7 protein-coding genes are annotated in these 18424 nt (G+C 71.4%); 5 read left to right on the top strand and 2 right to left on the bottom strand.

All coding sequences use genetic code 11. The features are described from left to right. Positions 1-190: 190 nt before the first annotated feature. Both OG714_RS50750 and OG714_RS50755 read right to left on the bottom strand, forming a co-directional pair. Complete coding sequence (locus tag OG714_RS50750) at positions 191-1156, bottom strand: hypothetical protein (RefSeq protein ID WP_406131277.1); 966 nt, start codon at positions 1154-1156, stop codon at positions 191-193. A gap of 183 nt (positions 1157-1339) precedes the next feature. Beyond that, positions 1340-2239: a helix-turn-helix domain-containing protein gene (locus OG714_RS50755; protein ID WP_406131278.1), complete on the bottom strand. Its 900-nt coding sequence runs from the start codon at positions 2237-2239 to the stop codon at positions 1340-1342. Positions 2240-2451: 212 nt separating this feature from the next. Here OG714_RS50755 and OG714_RS50760 point away from each other — a divergent pair, with 212 nt between their 5' ends. From OG714_RS50760 to OG714_RS50780, 5 genes are all read left to right on the top strand, one after another. Next, the gene (locus OG714_RS50760) at positions 2452-2838 is read left to right on the top strand and encodes a signal peptidase I (protein WP_406131279.1); all 387 of its coding nucleotides are present in this window, start codon (positions 2452-2454) and stop codon (positions 2836-2838) included. Positions 2839-3399: 561 nt separating this feature from the next. Next, positions 3400-7329 (top strand): non-ribosomal peptide synthetase, encoded by a 3930-nt coding sequence (locus OG714_RS50765; RefSeq protein WP_406131280.1) that lies wholly within the window; start codon positions 3400-3402, stop codon positions 7327-7329. Further along, entirely contained in the window at positions 7329-16607 is a 9279-nt protein-coding gene (locus tag OG714_RS50770) for an amino acid adenylation domain-containing protein (RefSeq protein WP_406131281.1), read from the top strand. The genes OG714_RS50765 and OG714_RS50770 overlap by 1 nt, the downstream gene beginning before the upstream one ends. 10 nt (positions 16608-16617) lie before the next feature. Further along, a complete protein-coding gene (locus OG714_RS50775; RefSeq protein WP_406131282.1) occupies positions 16618-17721 on the top strand; it encodes a GSCFA domain-containing protein in 1104 nt (367 codons plus the stop codon). After that, on the top strand, positions 17666-18352 hold the full coding sequence (locus OG714_RS50780) for a hypothetical protein (protein WP_406131283.1): 687 nt from the start codon (positions 17666-17668) through the stop codon (positions 18350-18352). The genes OG714_RS50775 and OG714_RS50780 overlap by 56 nt, the downstream gene beginning before the upstream one ends. Positions 18353-18424: the final 72 nt, after the last annotated feature.

An 18424-nucleotide genomic window follows, 5' to 3' on the forward strand; every position in this document is an offset into this window, starting at 1 on the left:
CGTTCGGTCACAGCGATCTGCCGAGTGCCCGCTGTGCAGGGCACCGGCGCCGAGACGGTCGGGTTCGAGCGGCTGCCGGTGGACCTGCCCCGCATGCTCGGGCAGGTCCGGGAGGAAATGGTCCGCGGGCATGGTCGGCCCGGTGCGAGCCGGGTGTGCTCGGCCCCGGGCCTGTCTCGTGTCTGCGGGGCTAGTCGTTCAGGCGGGCGAGGATCAGGTTGGGGTCCTTGGCGGTGACGTAGGCGGCGCTCAGCACATAGACGGTGTCGCCGCGCAGGGCGATGGATGTGGGGTTCTGCAGGCCCTCGGCCGCAGTCAGCAGGGTGGAGTGGGTGCCGTCGGCCTGGACGAGGGCCACCTCGCTCGGGCCGTTGAGGGCGGCCAGCAGTTGGTCGCCGTGGCCGGTGAAGGCGAAGTCGTCGATCCCCGGCAGACCAGTGGCCTCGGTCCGGACCTTGCCGGGGCCACCGTCCCGGCGGATGGGGATGCGCAGCACGGTGCCCTTGTCGAGATTGGTTGCCCAGACCGCGCCGTTGTGGATCTTCAGGCCGTTGGCGCCCAGGAATCCGGTGGAGGCCAGTTCGGGGGCGCTGGACCAGATGGTGGGGGTACCGCCGGTGATGGGCACGCTCCAGATGGCGCCGCGCACGGAGTCGGTGACGTAGAGGATGTGGGTGCGAGGGTCCAGCGCCAGGCCGTTGGGCAGGCCGTCCGCCGGTAGCGCGGCGATCCGCTGCGGTTGACCGCCGGGGCGCAGGCGCCACACGCCGGTGAGGTCGGGGGTGCCGGTGGAGTAGAGGAAGTACAGGGTGCCGTCGTGGGCACGGACGATGCCGACGGTCAGCGGGAATCCCAGGACCGGGGTGTGGACGCCCCCGTCGGCGGGCTTGGGCAGGGTGGCCAGGATCCGGATGGCGCCCCTGGGGGAGACCTCGGCGATCTGGCGGCTCTCGGCGAAGGTGACGTACGCGGAGCCGCCAGGTGCCAGGGCGATGTTTTCCGGTGTCTGCCCCTTGGCCAGGTCGAAGTGCACGGCGGTCCGCGCGTTGCTCAGCGGGGAGGAGACGGCCGACGCCGATGTCGGGGTGAGCGCCGTGGCACCGGCCGCGGCAATGACGGCCGCCGAGAGGGCGGACGTGGAGAGCTTCTTGAACATGGTTCCTTCAATGGATTTCGGGCATACGGCGGCAACGCGCCGACGCCGGGGACAAGTGGACGGGATCTGCCCGGGGCCGTGCGGCTCCCGGGACGGTGCCCAGAGGCGGCCGATCGTCGGCCGTGTCCGGGTGGGACGGGTACGTAGAGGTGCCGGCTGAGCGTCAGGTGGCTGTGTGCGACGTCAGCCGGCGTCGGCCCGGGCCCCCGACCGAGGCGGCTCGGCCGGGACGGTACTCCGGGTGACGCTTTGGGCAAGCAGGGCCAGCGCGGCCCGCGAGGGCGAACCCGCCTCCGTGGTGGCGACCACGACGTGGGGGCCCGGCCCGTGGCTCAAGGTCTGCTGCACGACGGTCAGTTGGCCGACCAGCGGGTGCCGCATCTCATAGGTGGCGACGGTGCACGCCTTGACCCGATGGTCGGCCCACAGGGACGCGAACTCACCGCTCTTCGCGCTCAGTTCGCCCAGCAACGCGTGCAGTGCCGTGTCCTGCGGATGCTGGGCCGCCACCAGGCGCAGATTCCCCACGACCGCCCTGGCCTTGCCCGGCCAGTCCGCGTACAGGTCACGGGTGTGCGCGTCGAGGAACACCAACCGGGCCATGTTGGGGCGCCGCGCCGACAGTTCAGGGGCGCCGGGATCCAGGTGTCCGGCGAACAGTGCGTGACCCAGGCGGTTCCACGCCAGCACGTCACCGCGCCGGCCGAGCACGAGCGCTGGAGCGTCCGCCAGCAGGTCCAGCAACTGGGCCGTCGCCTCCGTCACACGCTCCGGCCCGGGCCGCCGCCCCCGAGAGCGAGGCCGTTCCACCCGGGCCAGGTCGTGCAGGTACCGCCGCTCGGACTCGTCCAGCTGCAGTGCCCCGGCGAGCGCGTCCAACACCTCGGGCGAGGCGCTCAGTGAGTGTCCCTGTTCCAGCCGGGTGTAGTACGAGGCGCTTACGCCGGCCAACAGCGCCAACTCCTCACGCCGAAGACCAGGCACCCGCCGACGCTCCCCGTAGGTGGGCATACCGACATCCTCGGGACGCAGTTGGGAGCGCCGCGCCTGTAGGAAGTCCCCGAGCTGTGATTTACCGGTCATGGATCCGAGTATGGGCCGAGGAGAAAGGCATAACCTGCCCCAACTGTGGATAGGCACCAGCGGGTCAGGCTCCCCCGCGGGACCGCTGACGAAACCGGGTCCGACGCCCCGGCGTCCCTGATGGGCCCGCCGCCCGGTCCCAGCCCCACGCATCCACCTGCGGCTGGACAGGGCGTCACTCACCCAGTGGTCGACTGCTAGCGTTCCGCCGCATGGGAGACGGCGTGTACGTGGGTAGTGCGGGCAAGGACGCGGCACTGGACCGGGGATGGCTGCTCGGTCACTTCAGGGAGCGGGGCGGTCCGCGCCACAGCGATGCCGTGGAGGTCAAGTGGGGCGTTCACCCACGTGGCGAACAGCGGGCGCAGTGGGTGAAGGGCGAGGTGCGGACCACCTTCCTGGTGCTGATCTCGGGCCGCTTCCGTATGGAGTTCCCCGGTCGTAGCGTGCTGCTGGAAGGGCAGGGCGACTATGTCGTCTGGGGGCAGGGCGTGGATCACTCCTGGGCCGCGGAGGAGGAGTCCGTGGTGTTGACCCTGCGCTGGCCTTCTGTGCCCGGATACGCCGTGCCGAAGGAAGAAGAGCGGAAGAGTCCGTAAAGCGAGTTCAGGCGACGTTGTGGAACCTTTCTTCCTGTATGTGAATTTCATGGGACTCTTTTTCCGTGTGGGTGTTATGTGAAGTGTCGAGGAATGTCGAGTATTGACATGTGCTGAGCCCGTGATCGATGATTACGACTGTGTCACGGAGTTCCGGGAGGAAATCCTCGTGAGTAAGAAAGCGATGTGACCAGGTAATTGGCCAGCGATTTCGGGAATCGATTTATCGAATCAGCGGGCCGTTTTCGGCCGCCTCGCCCCGTGTGCTCGCCCCTTCGTCGACGACCTGACATTCCCCCCGTCTCCCGGTGAGTGTTCCGGGGCGATGGCGCCCCGCGTACCCCGCGTTCGTCGGCCCTGCGCCCACTCCCGTGAAGCCCGCCCGACGGCGGGCGCACCCTGTTCCGGACCGTCGGCAGTCCGGTGATCCCGGCCTGTCGCGCCCGATGTCACCCAGCCCCACACCGATGGGAAGGCCAGGTATCGCCGGTGCACAACATCCCCCACTCTGTCCCCACTCCATGCGCGTCCACCGAGGTTTCCGTCGGCGACACCGGACGGGTGCCCCGCATCCGGTCCGCGTCCTTCGCCCAGCAGCGGCTGTGGTTCCTGGCCCAACTGCCGGGTGCGAACTCCGCGTACAACGAGACGATCGCCTTCTCGCTGGCCGGCCCGCTCGACCGTGCGTTACTGTCCCGTGCCTTCGACGCGCTGACTGACCGTCATGAGACGCTCCGGACAAGGCTCGTGGCCATGGAGGGTGACGTGCGTCAGCACGTCGACCCGCCGGGCGCGGGGTTCTCCCTGGCCTTCGAGGACCTCACCGACATCCCCGGCCCGGACCGCGACGCATGTGTGTCCTCCCGCCAACTCGACGAGGCACGGCGGTCGTTCGACCTCGAAGCAGGCCCGCTCGGACGCGGCCGTCTGCTCGCCCTGGGGTCCGAGCGCCACGTGCTCCTGCTGACGTTCCACCACAGCATCTACGACGGCGTCTCGATGAACATCATGATGGACGAACTCGGCCATCTCTACGAGGCGTTCGCGGCAGACGCCCCGAACCCCCTGCCACCGCTGGTGGCGCAGTACGCCGACCACGTGCGGACCCAGCGCCAAGCCGTCCTCGGCGGCGGACTCGGCGACCAGGAGGTGTACTGGCGGCGCGCGCTGCATGACGCGCCGCCCGTCCTGGAACTGCCCCTCGACCGTCCACGGCCGACGGAACAGCAATACGACGGAGGCCGGGCCGAGTTCGGCCTCGACGCCGACGTCACGGCCGGGCTCCGCGGCCTGGCCAGACAGCACGGCGCCACCCCCTTCGTGGCCCTGCTGGCAGGCTGGGCGATCCTCCTGTCGCGCCTTTCCGGGCAGGAAGACATCGTTGTCGGCAGCCCGTTCGCCAACCGGCGCGGCCCGGGAGCGGCCGGGCTCATCGGCTTCCTCGTCAACTCCCTCCCGTTGCGCATCGATCTGTCCGGTTCCCTCACCGCGTCCGAGGCGCTCACCCGAACCCGCGCCGTCGTCCGCGAGGCCCTCGCCCACCAGGACCTGCCCTTCGAGCGCATCGTCGAACTGGTCAACCCGCCGCGCAGCGCCTCCCGCACCCCGCTGTTCCAGACCATGCTGGCCTGGCAGCCCGACCGGCGGAATCTGCTGCACCTGCCGGGAGTCGAGGCCGAGCCGCTGCCGATCGCGCAGGCGCCGGCCAAGTTCGACCTCGCGCTGTCGGCGACCGAGTCCGAGGGCCGCATCACCGGGCACCTGGACTACGCGACGGCTCTCCTCGACCAGGCCACCGCCCAGCGCTGGTCCGGGCATCTGCGGCATCTGCTCGCGGACATGGTCCGTCATCCCGAACGGGACATCCGCGCCCTGCAGTTGATGGAGCCGGAGGAACGCCAACGAGTGCTGCTCGACGGTGACGCCACGCGGCCCGACACCGCCGTCCGCCCCGACCCGGAGGAAACCGTCCTGCGTACGGCGTCCGGGCTCGTCGAACTCTTCGAGGCCCAGGTCCGCGAGCGCCCCACGCGGACCGCCGTCGTCGACCGGAACAGCTCCCTGGACTACGCGTCCCTCGACCGCCGCGCCAACCACCTCGCGCACGCCCTCGTCGCCCGGTCCGTCCGCCCCGGTGACGTCGTCGGCCTGCACGCGCAGCGGTCCTGCGACCTGGCCGTCGGCATCCTGGGCATCCTCAAAGCGGGCGCCGCCTACCTCCCGCTCGACCCGGGCCAACCCGCCGAACGTCTCGCGAACATGGTCGAGGACGCGGCCTGCCCCCTCGTCCTGAGCGACCACGACAGCGCGGAACGGACCCCGGAATGGCTCGACTTGGGGGCTGTGGAAGCCGAGGGAGCAACCCGCCACGAACCGCCCGCAGGCATGGCTCCCACGCCGGACCGACTCGCCTACGTGATCTTCACCTCCGGGTCCACGGGACGGCCCAAGGGTGTCGCGGTGGAACACCGCAGCGTCCTCAACCTCTTCACCACCTGGCACGCCCGCATGGGCACCGCCACCGGCGCGGTCGGCTCGGCCTGGTCCAGCATCGGCTTCGACGCCTCGATCCACGAACTGCTGCTGCCCCTCACCACCGGCGGCGAACTGCACATCGTCCCCGAGGAGTTGCGCGGCGACCCCGAGGCCCTGCTGGCATGGATGCGCGAACACGCCGTGACCCAGGCCTTCTTGCCACCCGCCTACGCCAAGTGGATCGACGAGGACCCGGCCGTACGACTGCGCGGGCTCCAACTGCGCACGCTTCTCACGGGAGTTGAGTCGCTCACCGAAGCCGCCCTGCACCGCATGACACAGCACCTCCCCGGCCTGCGGATCTGCTTCGGCTACGGCCCCACCGAAGCGACCCTCTACAGCACCGCCTACTACGACCCCCGCCCGCTGGAACGGCCGTGCCCCATCGGCCGCCCCCTGCCCGGCACCCGGATGTACGTGCTCGACGGCCGCATGGAACCGGTCCCGCCCGGCGTGGTGGGGGAGGTGTACCTCGGCGGAGCGTCGCTGGCGCGCGGCTATCTGGGCCGCCCCGACCTCACCAAGGAACGCTTCCTGCCCGATCCGTTCGTGCCCGGTGAGCGGATCTACCGCACCGGGGACCTCGCCCGACGCCTGCCGGACGGCCAGGCCCACTACATGGGCCGCGCCGACGACCAGGTCAAACTGCGTGGCTTCCGGATCGAACCCGCCGAGGTGGAGGCGGCGCTCATGGCGCTGCCCGGCGTCCGCGAGGCCGCCGTCCTCGTCGACCACGACGCGAGCGGCCAGCCCCGCCTGCTCGCCGGCATCGGCCGGGGCACCGCACCGGCCCGCACCACCCACGACTGGCGCACCGCGCTCGCCCGTCGACTGCCCGACTACATGATCCCCGCCGTCTTCCTCGACCTCGACACCCTGCCGCTCAACCGCAGCGGCAAACTCGACCGGCCCCAACTTCTGCGCCTGGCCCAGGAGTCGACTTCCGACCAGGTCAACACGGCCAGCCCGCGCGACCACATCGAACACGGCCTGTACCGGATCTGGCAGCGGATCCTGCTCCACCCCGACATCGGCGTCAGCGACAACTTCTTCGAGATCGGCGGCACTTCGCTCTCGGCCATCAAGATGACCCACGCCGTCACCGAGACATTCGGCCGCCGTCTTCCGGTGGGCGAGGTGATGACCCGCCCCACCATCGAGGCACTCGCCGCGCTGCTGCGCGAGGACGGCGCCGCACGCGCACCCGGCAGCCTCATCGAGTTCCGCCCCGGCACCGGCCCGCGCGTGGTCTGCGTCCACCCCGCCGGCGGCACCGCCTTCTGCTACCTCCCCCTGGCCGCACTCCTGCCCGACAGCGTCGGCCTGTACGGCATCCAGTCCCCGGGAGTGAACCCCGACGAGGACCTCCTGCCGAGCGTGGAGGCCATGGCCGAGGAGTACCTGCGCCTGCTCGAACCCGACGGCGCATCACCCCTGGTCCTGACCGGTCTGTCCTACGGCGGCCTCGTCGCCCACGAGATGGGACGGCTCCTGGCCCGTGCCGGACACTGGGCCGTCAGCGTCGTCCTCCTCGACACCCAGGCCACCGACGACGCATCCGCACGCGCGGAGATCGGCGCCGTCGACGCGGCCGAGTTCCGCGACAAACTCGTGAGGTTCAACGGGATGTACCCCGGCATCGACGACGCCCAGGTCGACCGCTACTTCCACCTCTACAACCACAACCGGCTCACCGCCCGCGAACACCTCCCGGCGGCCTCCCCGGCGCGCACGGTCCTCGCCCAGGCCGTGCCCGACGGCGAAGACACCCCCTTCCACGCCGAGGTCCGCGCCTTCTGGCGGCGCCGCGCCGAGAGCGACTACCGCGTCGAGACGATGGAGTGCGACCACTGGGAGATCCTGGAAGGCGTCGGAGCGGCCCAGGTCGGCACCTTGCTAGCCGCCGAACTGGACCACCACAGCGCCCAGTTGGCCCTGCCGATACGGGAGGCGTGATGGACCTCCGCCCCGCCCGCAGAGTCACCCCGGCCCCTACGAGGTCCGCCTCCCTCGCCGAGGCCGTACTGGGCCAGGCTCGCCGCACCCCGACCGCCGTCGCCGTCGAGGACGGCAACCGGATCCTCGACTACGCCGAACTCGAACAGGCCAGCGGCCGGGTGGCAACGCAGCTGTACGCGGCCGGAGTTCGCCCCGGACACGCGGTCGCCGTACACCTGCCCCGCTCCTGGCAACTGGTCTGCGTCATGCTCGGCGTCCGACGCGCCGGAGCCACCGTCGTCCCCCTCGACCGGCTCAGCCCACCCGACCGGCAGCGGCACATCCTCGACGACTCGGGCGCGGTCGCCGTCATCCACGACAGCGGGCATACGCCTCAACTACCGCAGCATCTAACCGGGTTGGACGCTCATCTGCTCCTGGCCGGTGACGGTCCGGTCCTGCCCGCCGTCCCTCCGAGGCAGCCCGGAGACACTGCCACGGGCTTCGTCTTCTACACCTCCGGCAGCACGGGCCGACCCAAGGGCGTCGAAGTCACCGACGGCGGAGTGCGGCGCCTGGCCCGGCCCGGCTACCTCGACCTCCAGCCCGGCGCCCGGTTCGCCAGCCTGGCCAACCCCGCCTTCGACGCGCTCAGTTTCGAGGTGTGGGTCCCGCTCCTGACCGGCGGCGTCTGCGTCGTACTCGACGACGACCAGGTGCACAGCGCGCCCCGACTGGCCGATGCGCTCCGCGAACGGCACGTCGACACGCTGTTCATCACGACGGCCCTGTTCAACGCGGTGGTCGAGCAGGTACCCGACTGCTTCTCCACCGTCGGGCAGGTACTCGTCGGCGGTGAACAGCTCAACGCACGCATCGTCCGCCGCTGGTACGACACCAACTCCACGTCCCGCACCGTCCTGCACAACGTGTACGGGCCGACGGAGGCGACGACCTTCGCCCTCTGCCACCCCATCCCACGCGATTTCACCGGCGACACCATCCCGATCGGCACCCCGCTCCCCGGCACCGGCGTACTGCTGCGCACCGAGGACGACCGCACCGCCGAACCGGGCGAGGTTGCCGAACTCCTCCTGTCCGGACCGGCGTTGGCCCACGGCTACCGCAACCTCCCGGAGCTGACCGGCCGCAGCTTCGTACGACTGCCGAACACGGCCGACGGGCAACGGCGTTGGTACCGCACCGGCGACCTCGTACGCCAGGACACCGAAGGCCGGATCACCTACGTCGGCCGGGCCGACCGCCAGGTGAAGGTCCGCGGCTTCCGCATCGAACCGGGCGAGGTGGAACGGCAGATCCTGGCCCAACCCACCGTCCGCCAGGCCTACATATGCACCCGCCGCGACGAAGCCGACCGCAGCGAGCTGCTCGCCTTCCTCGTCCTGGGCGACGAACTCTCCTACGACGCCTACGACCGTCACCTCACCGCCGCCCTGCCCTCGTACATGCGCCCCCACCACACCTACCTCGTCGCCGAGTTGCCGCGCAACGCCAACGGCAAGGTCGACCGGGCCGCCCTGCTGCGCGACGCCGGGACCCCGTGGCGCGGAGCGCAGGAGGGTGACGTACCCGTCAGCGCCGAGCAACGGCTTGTGCTGGACGTCGCCGAGGACATCCTCGCCGTCAACGGCCTGCGTCCCGGGGACCGTTGGGCCGCCAGTGGCGGTGACTCGCTGAAGGCGCTGCGCTTCCGCTTCGAGATCCTCAGCCGCTTCGCCGTCGACCTCCCGCACGACCTCGTCCTGCGATCCGACTTCGCCGCCCTCGCGGATGCCGTGCACGCCCCGGAGGCGACCGCGGGAGAACACCCGCCCGTACCCGCCCCCTCCGGCGAGCCGACCGCACCGGCCACCAGCGAGCAGGAACGCCTCTGGCTCCTGCACCAGCGCGAGCCCGAAAACCGTTCCTACGACGTGCCGTTGGCCTTCAGTGTCCGGGGACGCGTCGACACGGAGGCCCTGCGTCGCGCGGTGCGCACGCTGGTGGAACGGCACGTGGCCCTGCGTACCTGCCTGGTCCCCACACCCGACGGGCTGCTCCAGCAGACCGGCGAACCCTACGACCCGTGGCAAGCACTCGAAGCCCACCCGGGGGAGGAGTGGCAGGACACCGCCGACCGGTTCTACGACCACCGCTTCGACCTCGGCGACGCCCGGATGCTCCGGGCCGCCTGGGTGACGCGGGCCGACGGCGGACTGCTCCTGCTGCACCTGCACCACATCGCCGTGGACGGCTGGTCGCTCAGCCTCCTCCTCCGCGACCTCACCGACGCCTGCACGGGCGGTGATGTCCAGCCGGCGTCCGTCCCCTCACCACGCGACACCACCCAGCAGTCCGGCGCCCCCACACCGCTGGACTTCGCCCGCTGGCAACGCAGTTGGCACACGAGTCCCGCGTACGAGGACCGCCGCGCCCGCCTGCGCTCCCACTACGGCCGCGACGGCGAACCGTCACCCGCGCTGCCGGCTCCCGACGCCCCCCGGGCGCGCCTGTTGCGCACCTCCCTCGACCTGGTCCGCCGCAGCGCGCTGGACCGTCGCGCGGCACAACTCGGCCTGACACGCTTCCAGTTGCTGGTGTCCGCGTTCGCCGCGAGTCTCTACGGCGTGACCGGGCAGGGCCGCCCGCTGGTCGCCACGCCGGTGGTGAACCGGCCCCGCCCCGAATTCGCGGACACGGTCGGCATGTTCGCCAACACCGTGCTCCTGGACCTGCCGTTGGAGCCGCACCGCTCACTGGACACGCAGCTCGCGGCCCACTCCGATGCCGTTCGCGGCGTACTGCAGGACCAGGAGGTCGCTCTCGCCGACGTCCTCGCGGATCGCGCCTTCCGCGAGCGAACCCCCTTGTTCGACTACCTGTTCGTCCTGGAGAACACCGACTTCTCGGCACTGCGCCTGGACGGCTGCGAGGTGCGGCCGCTGTGGCCCGAGCCGCTGGGTGCCAAGTGCGCCCTCACGCTGTCGGTCGTGGAGCACGAGGGCGGGTTCGACTGCCTGTGGGAGTACCGCGACGACATCGGCGCCGAACGCGCCCAGGCCGCGGCCCGCCTCTTCCGCCAGACCCTCGACCACCTGACCGGCGACACCGACATCACCCTGCACGAACTGGTCGCCGACTACCGCCGTACCCTGCCCGACCACGGCCAAGGCCCCACGCGTACGACGGCCTTCACCACCGTCGCCGACGGCTTCGCCCGGCAGGCCGCCCGCACCCCGCACGCCCCGGCCGTCACCACCGGCGAATCCGCCCTCACCTACGCCGAACTCGACGCACAGGCAGCCGAGTTGGCGGCCGCACTCGGCACCCGTCTCCCGGCCGACCCCGCCGCCCCGGCGGCCGTGGCGCTCTACCTCCAGCCCTCCGTCGAGCATGTCGTGGCGCTCCTGGCGGCGGCCCGCCTCAACCTCACCGTCGTACCGCTCGACCCCGCCTATCCGCCGCCCCTGCTGCGGCACGTGCTCGACCAGGCCGACCCCCTGTGCGTCCTCGTGGCACCCGAGGACGAAGCCGTCCTCACGGCGATCGCGCCGCCGTCCCTGCCCCGGCACGTCCTCACCCTCGCCGACACCCCCACCGGAGCGCCCCAACTACCCGCCCACCAGGGGCTGCGCCCGCTCTACACCCTGTTCACGTCCGGCTCCACCGGCACTCCCAAAGGCGTCCAGGTCTCCGACCGGACCCTGTGCAACCTGCTGACCTGGCAGCGCACCGACGGAGGCCTGAACGGGCCCGCCGTCACCCAGCAGTTCTCCATGCTGTCCTTCGACGTCTCCTTCCAGGAGATCCTCACCACCCTGTGCTCCGGCGGCCTGCTGCGCCTGGTGGAACCCGCCTGGCGGCACGATGTCCCGGCCCTGCTACGGGAGTTGGAGACCGGGGGAGCGGAGCGGATCTTCCTGCCGTACGTCGCGCTGCAACTCCTCGCCGAACACGGGGTGCGCACGGGGCAGTTCCCGTCCCGGTTGCGCGAAGTCATCACCGCCGGAGAGCAGTTGGTGTGCACCGACGCGATCCGCCGCTGGTTCGCCGGTCTGCCCGACGCCCGGCTGTTCAACCACTACGGCCCCACCGAGACCCACGTCGTCAGCGGCCTCTGCCTCGACGGCGACCCCGCCGCCTGGCCGCTGCGCCCCGCGATCGGACGCCCGGTGGCGAACGCCGTCCTGCGTGTCGTCGACGAGGGCGGTCTCCCCGTCCCGCCCGGTGTCACCGGCGAGTTGCTCATCGGCGGTGTCATGGCCAACCGCTGCTACGTCGGCGACGGCGACGGCGACGACACGCCGAACCGTGACCGCTTCACCGACGACCCCGACCTCGGGATCTTCTACCGCACCGGCGACCTGGCCCGGTTCGACGCGCAAGGCCTGCTGCACTACGCGGGCCGCGACGACAGTCAGGTCAAACTCGGCGGATTCCGACTGGAGTTGGGGCAGGTCGAGGCCGCGCTGCTCCAGTACCCCGGTGTGACCCACGCGGTCGCGGCAGTGGAGGACGGGCGGCTGGTGGCCTTCCTGCAATGCCGGGGCGGCGACCCCGATCCGGCCGACCTCACGGATCATCTGGCCGGTCTGCTGCCGGCTTACGTGCGGATCAGCGGTTTCCGTCGCCTGACGGAACTGCCGCGCACCCCGAGCGGCAAGCTCGACCGTCGCGCGGCACACACCGCCCCGGGGCGCGAGTTGCGCTCCCTCGACGTGACCGCCCCGGCCGTCTCACCGCTCGAAGGACGGCTGACCGCGCTGTTCGAGACGGTGACCGGCAAGGCGATCGGCGTGGAGCAGCGGTTCTTCGACGCCGGCGCCACCAGCCTGGACCTGATGCGCTTCCAGCTCCGCTGCGCAGGCGAGGACGAACTCGCCTTCACCGTCCCGGAGTTGTTCGAGCACGTCAGCCTTCGCGCGCTGGCCCGCCTCATCGAGGAACGCGCGTTGGAGGGCGCCGATGCGACCGCCGTCATCCCCGACACTCCACGGCCGCCGGGGGAGCGGACCGAGGAAGCCATCGCCGTCATCGGGATGGCCGTACGATTGCCGGGCGCCCCGGACCTCGCCGCCTTCTGGGACCTGGTGGTCTCCGGCCGCCGGGGCATCGAGCACTTCCCGACGACGGACGGCCGGGTCGGGGCGCGTAGTCAGCTCGCGGGGATGCTCGACTTCGACCCGGGCCGCTTCACGATCAGCCCGCACGAGGCCCGGCTGATGGACCCCCAGCAGCGGCACCTCCTCATGAACTGTGTCGAGGCACTCGCCCACGCCGGTATCGGAGACCCGACGGCCCACCGGGTCGGACTCCTGGCCGCCTGCGGGGAGAACACCTACTTCCAGCGCATGCTGCGCGAGGCGGAGCCGGCCGAACTGCCCGACACCTTCCGGCTCGCGCTGCACCACGAGAAGGACTTCCTGGCCACCAAGGCCGCCTACCATCTCGGCCTGACCGGGCCCGCCTTCACCGTGCAGTCGGCGTGCTCCAGTTCGCTCGTGGGCGTACACGTCGCCGCCGGGCTGCTCCGGCAGGGCGACGCCGACGTGATGCTGGTCGGCGGTGTCCTCGTCGACACCGAACTGACCGACGGCTACACCTACCGGCCGCAGCACATCTTCTCGCCGGACGGCCACTGCCGGCCCTTCAGCGCGGACGCCGCCGGCACCGTCGGGGCCAGTGGCAGCGGGGTGGTCGTTCTCAAGCCCCTCGCCGCCGCCCGCCGGGACGGGGACACCGTGTACGCCGTCATCACCGGCTCGGGCATCAACAACGACGGTTCGGACAAGCTCAGTTACAGCGCCCCCGCCCTGGCCGGGCAACGCGCCGCGATCCGCACGGCCCTGCACCGCAGCGGCCGTAGCGGCGCCGACCTCGGCTATGTGGAGGCGCACGGCACCGGGACCCGACTCGGGGACCCGGTCGAGGCGGCCGCGCTGCGCCAGGCGTACGGCCTGGCGGACGACGCGCGGGTGGCGCTGTCCTCCGTGAAGAGCCAGATCGGACACCTGGGCGCCGCCGCGGGAGTCGTCGGCATGGTGCGGGCCGTGCTCGCCGTGCACCACGGGATCATCCCGCCGACGGCGGACTTCGACCGGCTCAGCCCGGAGATCGACGACGGTCCGTTTCGGATTCCGGTCGCAGCCGAACCCTGGCCGCAGGACGGACCGCGCCTGGCCGCCGTCAGCAGCTTCGGCATCGGCGGGACCAACGCCCACCTGCTCCTCGAACGGCCGGATGCGGCGCAAGTCGCGAACACCGCCAACGAGTTGGTGCCGTGCCTGGTGTTGTCCGGCAGTTCCGAGGCCGCTGTACGCGCGGATGGACGTCGTATCGCCGCCTATCTGAGGGCGCACCCCGACACCTATGCACAGGTCCTGCGCCACCTCCAGGCCGGACGGCCCGCGCTCGGCCACCGGGCGGCGGCGGTCTGCCCGGATGCCACCTCCGCCGTCGCGTGGCTCGACGCGCTGGGCGAGGTCGCGACGCCGCACCCGCAGGGCGAACTCATGGCCCGGGACCGAGATCCTCGTGCCCTTGCCGAGGCCTGGACGGCCGGCCATACCCTCGGATGGCCCGAGGGGCCCGCGTCCGCGCCCTGGGACTTCCCGCCTCCCGCCTTCGAGACGGCGGAGTACGACTTCGCGCGTACGCCCGAGCTGTCGGCCGGACCGCGGCGGCTGCCCGCCGACCAGTGGCTGCACCAGCCGCAGTGGACCCGGCTGCGTCGCGCCCGCACCGGCGTTCACGAACCGCGGCGCACCGCCGTGGTGGTCACGGGCGCGGGTGGCGAACCGTGGCGTTTCCTGGAGCGACACTACGCCCGGGTGGTGACCGTGTGCGCCGGGAAGGCCTTCGCCCGTCTCGGCGAGGACCGTTACGAGGTCGATCCCGCCGACTCCGGGCAGCTCGCCGCCGTGCTGGAGCGGGTCACTCGGCCCGGCGGCCCCGGCGTCGACTGGCTGCACGCGCTGCCGCTGGCCCTCGACGGCAGCCTCGATGAACACGCCCTGGAGGCAGCCCAGTTGGCGTGCCTGGACACCGTCGCGGCGCTCGCCCGCGCCCTGGCCGACGTCCCGGAGGTCGTACGACCACGCGCCTGGCTCCTGTCCCACGGGGCGCAGCCGGTCACCGGCCCCGTCCGCACCCCTGAGGCGGGCCTGCTCGCCGCCGCTCTCGAAGTGCCCCGGCAGGAACTGGGCATGACCCTGCGCTGGTTGGACCTGCCCGGACCCCGCCCGGCCGACTGGGCGGCACATCTGCCCGACCTGCTCCTGGACGACACGCTCAGCGAACCGGCCACCGCCCTGCGCGACGGCTTCTGGTGGCAGCGGACTCTGCATCCGGTGCCGGTCCTCAACTCCCCGCCGACCGCGGTCCGTTCGGCCGCCCCCGGAACCCACCTGGTGCTCGGCGGCACCGGAGGCATCGGCGCCACCCTGGCCGCACGCCTCCTGGAGCACCCCGGCAACCGCGTGGTCCTCGTCGCCCGGGGGACTGAGACACCGCCCGCGCTACGGCCGTACCGGGACCGCGTCACTCTGGTCCCTGCCGACCTCGCCAAGGACGAACTGACCACGATCGAGGACCGCTTGGCCCCGCATCTCGACGGCCTCGCCGGCATCGTGCACGCCGCAGGCACGGCCGCCGGGGGACTCCTCGCCCGCCGCGACCCCGCCACCGCCCGACGTGCCACGGCCGCGAAACTGCGCGGCGCGCTGCTCGTCGAGCGGCTCATCGCCGAGCACGACCCCGACTACGCGGCCTACTGCTCGTCAATGGCGGCGCGGTACGGCGGAGTCGGACAGTTCGACTACGCGGCCGCCAACGCCTGCCTCGACGCCTACGCCCACCACACGCCGCCCGGAGACGACGCCACCACCGTCCGTATGAGCATCGGTTGGGACGCCTGGCGGGACGTAGGCATGGCGCAGCACGCCCTGACCACCGACGCCCGCCACCAGGAACACCTGAAGGTCGCGCTCACTCCGGAGGACGGCGCGGCCGTCTTCGAACGAGCCCTGCACCTCCAGTTGCCGCACCTGATGGTCAACACCACGCCCTTGGCGGAGGCCCGCTTCTTCTACGAGCCGGACCGCGATTCCAGTTACGAGCCGACGCCTTCCACGCAACCCGCACCGGGCGACCCCACGGCCGAACTCACCGAGATCCTGGTCGACTTGCTCGGTGTGGACACCGTCGACCCGGAGGCCGCGCTGTACGACCTCGGCGCCGACTCGCTCACCCTGCTGGAACTCATCGACGAGGTGAAACGCCGCTACGGCACCGACATCGACCTGTCCCGGCTCAGTCACCGGGTGAGCCTCACCGAGATCCTCGGCCACCTCGACACCGGCACGCGCGCGTCCGCCGCCCCAGTGGACGTCGAGGTCGACGTTGAAGTCGACGTCGAGGTGTGGCAGCGCGGACCCGGCCCGGATGTCCTGTGCCTGGTCCATCCAGTAGGCGGCGACATTCAGGCCTACCGACCCCTCGTGGCGGCCCTGCCCGGCGAGTTGACCGTCTGCCTCATCGCCGACCCGAAACTACGCGACCCGGCGCAGCCCGCCCGCTCGATCACCGACCGTGCCGCGCGTTACCTGGAAGCAGTGCGTGCCGCGTTCCCGGACCCCAACTACCGGCTGCGTCTGGCAGGTTGGTCGTTCGGCGCCTGGACCGCTCTGTCCATGGCGGCACTTGCCGAGGCCGACGGCCGACCTGTCGACGCCGTCCATCTCCTCGATCCGCCGCCACCCGGCGCCGGACAACGGCTCGCCGCCTACGACGAACGACAGGTGGACGCCGTGTTCGCCCGCGAGTTGAGCGGCAACGGCAACGGCAACGGCAACGGCAGTAGCAGTAGCAGTAGCAGTAGCAGTAGCAGTAGCAGTAGCAGTAGCAGTGATGGTGGCGGCGGACGGCTGTCGGACTCCGGTCGCGCCTACGCCGAACGTCTCGCGCACTGCTGCCGGGCCAACCTCGCGGCCATGGCCGAACACCGGTTGCCGCGACTGCACCGGACGCCCGCCGAGGTGTGGCTGGCCCAACGCCCCGTAGAGGAAGGGGCATTGGCCCCGGAGCCGACCGCGCCCGACGCGTGGGACGCTCATCTGCCCCGGCCCTTCCGCCTCCACCACGTCGACGCAAACCACTACGAACTCGTCGCCGAACCCCACGTACAGGCGATCGCCGCCGCACTCGCGGCGGCCCCACCCCGCACGCCGGCCGCCGTAGTCGCGACGCCCCTCCCCGACACACAAGCCGCCCTGCCCCACCCCGCCGGACGATCCTGAGGAGGTCACCGTGCAGCACCCCTACACCCGCCTCCCCGAACGGTCCTTCTGGCGCACCGCGGTCGCCGAACCCGACGCACTCGACATCACCGACCTGTGGACACCGAAGTTCACGATCGGCCAGGACGCCCCCGTCGTCACCGCCGGTTCGTGCTTCGCCGCCCGCATCGGACGAGCCCTTCTGGAGGAGGGCATGCACTGGTACGACGCCGAACTGCCACCCCCGGGCCTCACCCGCACCGAACAGTCGGCACGCGGCTACCGTCGTTTCTCCTTCCGCACCGGCAACGTCTACACCGCCGCCGCACTGCGCCAGTGGATTGCCTGGGCGCTCGACGAGGAGAAACCGCCCGAGGAGGTCTGGGCGGAGGGCGGCACCGCTCAAGACAGCTCCCGCGACACCTTCTACGACCCCTACCGGCCCACTCTCGAACCGGCCGGCTTCGCCTCGCCCGACGACCTGCTCCGCTCCCGCGACATCACCCTCACCGCCATCCGCACCGCCCTCACCAAGGCCGACGTCCTCGTCTTCACCCTTGGCCTGACCGAGGCCTGGCACGACACCCGAACCGGCACGGTGCTGCCGATGTGCCCCGGGACCGTACGCGGCACCTTCGACCCCAACCGGCACGTCCTGCGCAACCACACGGTGGCGCAGGTGCACAGCGACCTGACGTCCGTGCTCGACCTCGCCCGCGGTATCAACTCCCGGCTGCGCATGGTCCTCACCGTCTCCCCGGTGCCCCTGACGGCCACCGCCACCGGCCGTCACGCGCTCGTCGCCACCACCCACTCCAAGTCCGTACTGCGCGCGGCGGCAGGGCAGTTGGCGGACGAGACGGACGATGTCGACTACTTCCCGTCGTACGAGATCATCACCGGCTTCCCCTATCGGGCGGCCTTCTACGAACCCAACCTCCGCACGGTCACCCCCGACGGCGTGGCCTTCGTGATGCGGCACTTCTTCCAGGCCCTCCAGGGCCGGCCGGTTGCGGCGGGACCCGCGCCCGGACCCATCACCGCCATTACCCCCGTCGCCGGCGGAGAGGACAACTGGTGTGACGACGCAGTGCTCGACTACTACAACCCCCGCCCGATTCCTGCTGCTCGGTGACTCCCACGCGGGCTGTGTCGGACGCGCCGCCCAGGCTGCCGAACTGCCCTTCGTGGGCGGCCCGCTGGGATCAGGGCGCGACTTCCTGGACCCCTTCTTCGACACCGACGGGACCTTCCGGCAGACCGAGCCGCAGCGGCTCTACCGCGAGCACCTCGACACCCTCGACGTGACCGCCCTCGCCGGACTGCCGGTACCGCTGGTGTGCACCTTCGGCCTGAGTGCCCACACCGTGGCCACCCGCCAGAACTGGGACCTCTACCGCGACCGGCGCGGCACCGTCCCGGACACCTTCCTGCAAAGCCGCCTCTTCGCGGACCTGGTCAGGGCGACTGTCCGGGGCGCGCTCGCCTTCTACGACCACGCCGTCGCCCTGGGTCTACGGGTGCTCGCGCCCCTGCCGCCCCAACGCGTCCCCGGCAGGTCCGACCCGAACGTCTTCTTCGCCGCGCAGAACATCCTCGTCGACGAACTCACCGCCCGCAGCGTCGAGTTGGTGGACCTGCGAGCCCGTGTCACCGACGGCACCGGCCTGCAACGCCCCGCCTTCTGCCAGGCGGACGACACGATCCACGGCAGCCTCGCCTTCGGGCGTCTCGTCGTATCGGAACTCCTCGACCGAGGCCTTTAAGCCCCCCCCGCTGCCCCCTGCCGTCTGCTCCCTGCTCCCTGCTCCCTGCTCCCTGCCTCTTCACCCCTACCG

Source organism: Streptomyces sp. NBC_00989 (assembly GCF_045162655.1).
Lineage (GTDB): Bacteria > Actinomycetota > Actinomycetes > Streptomycetales > Streptomycetaceae > Streptomyces.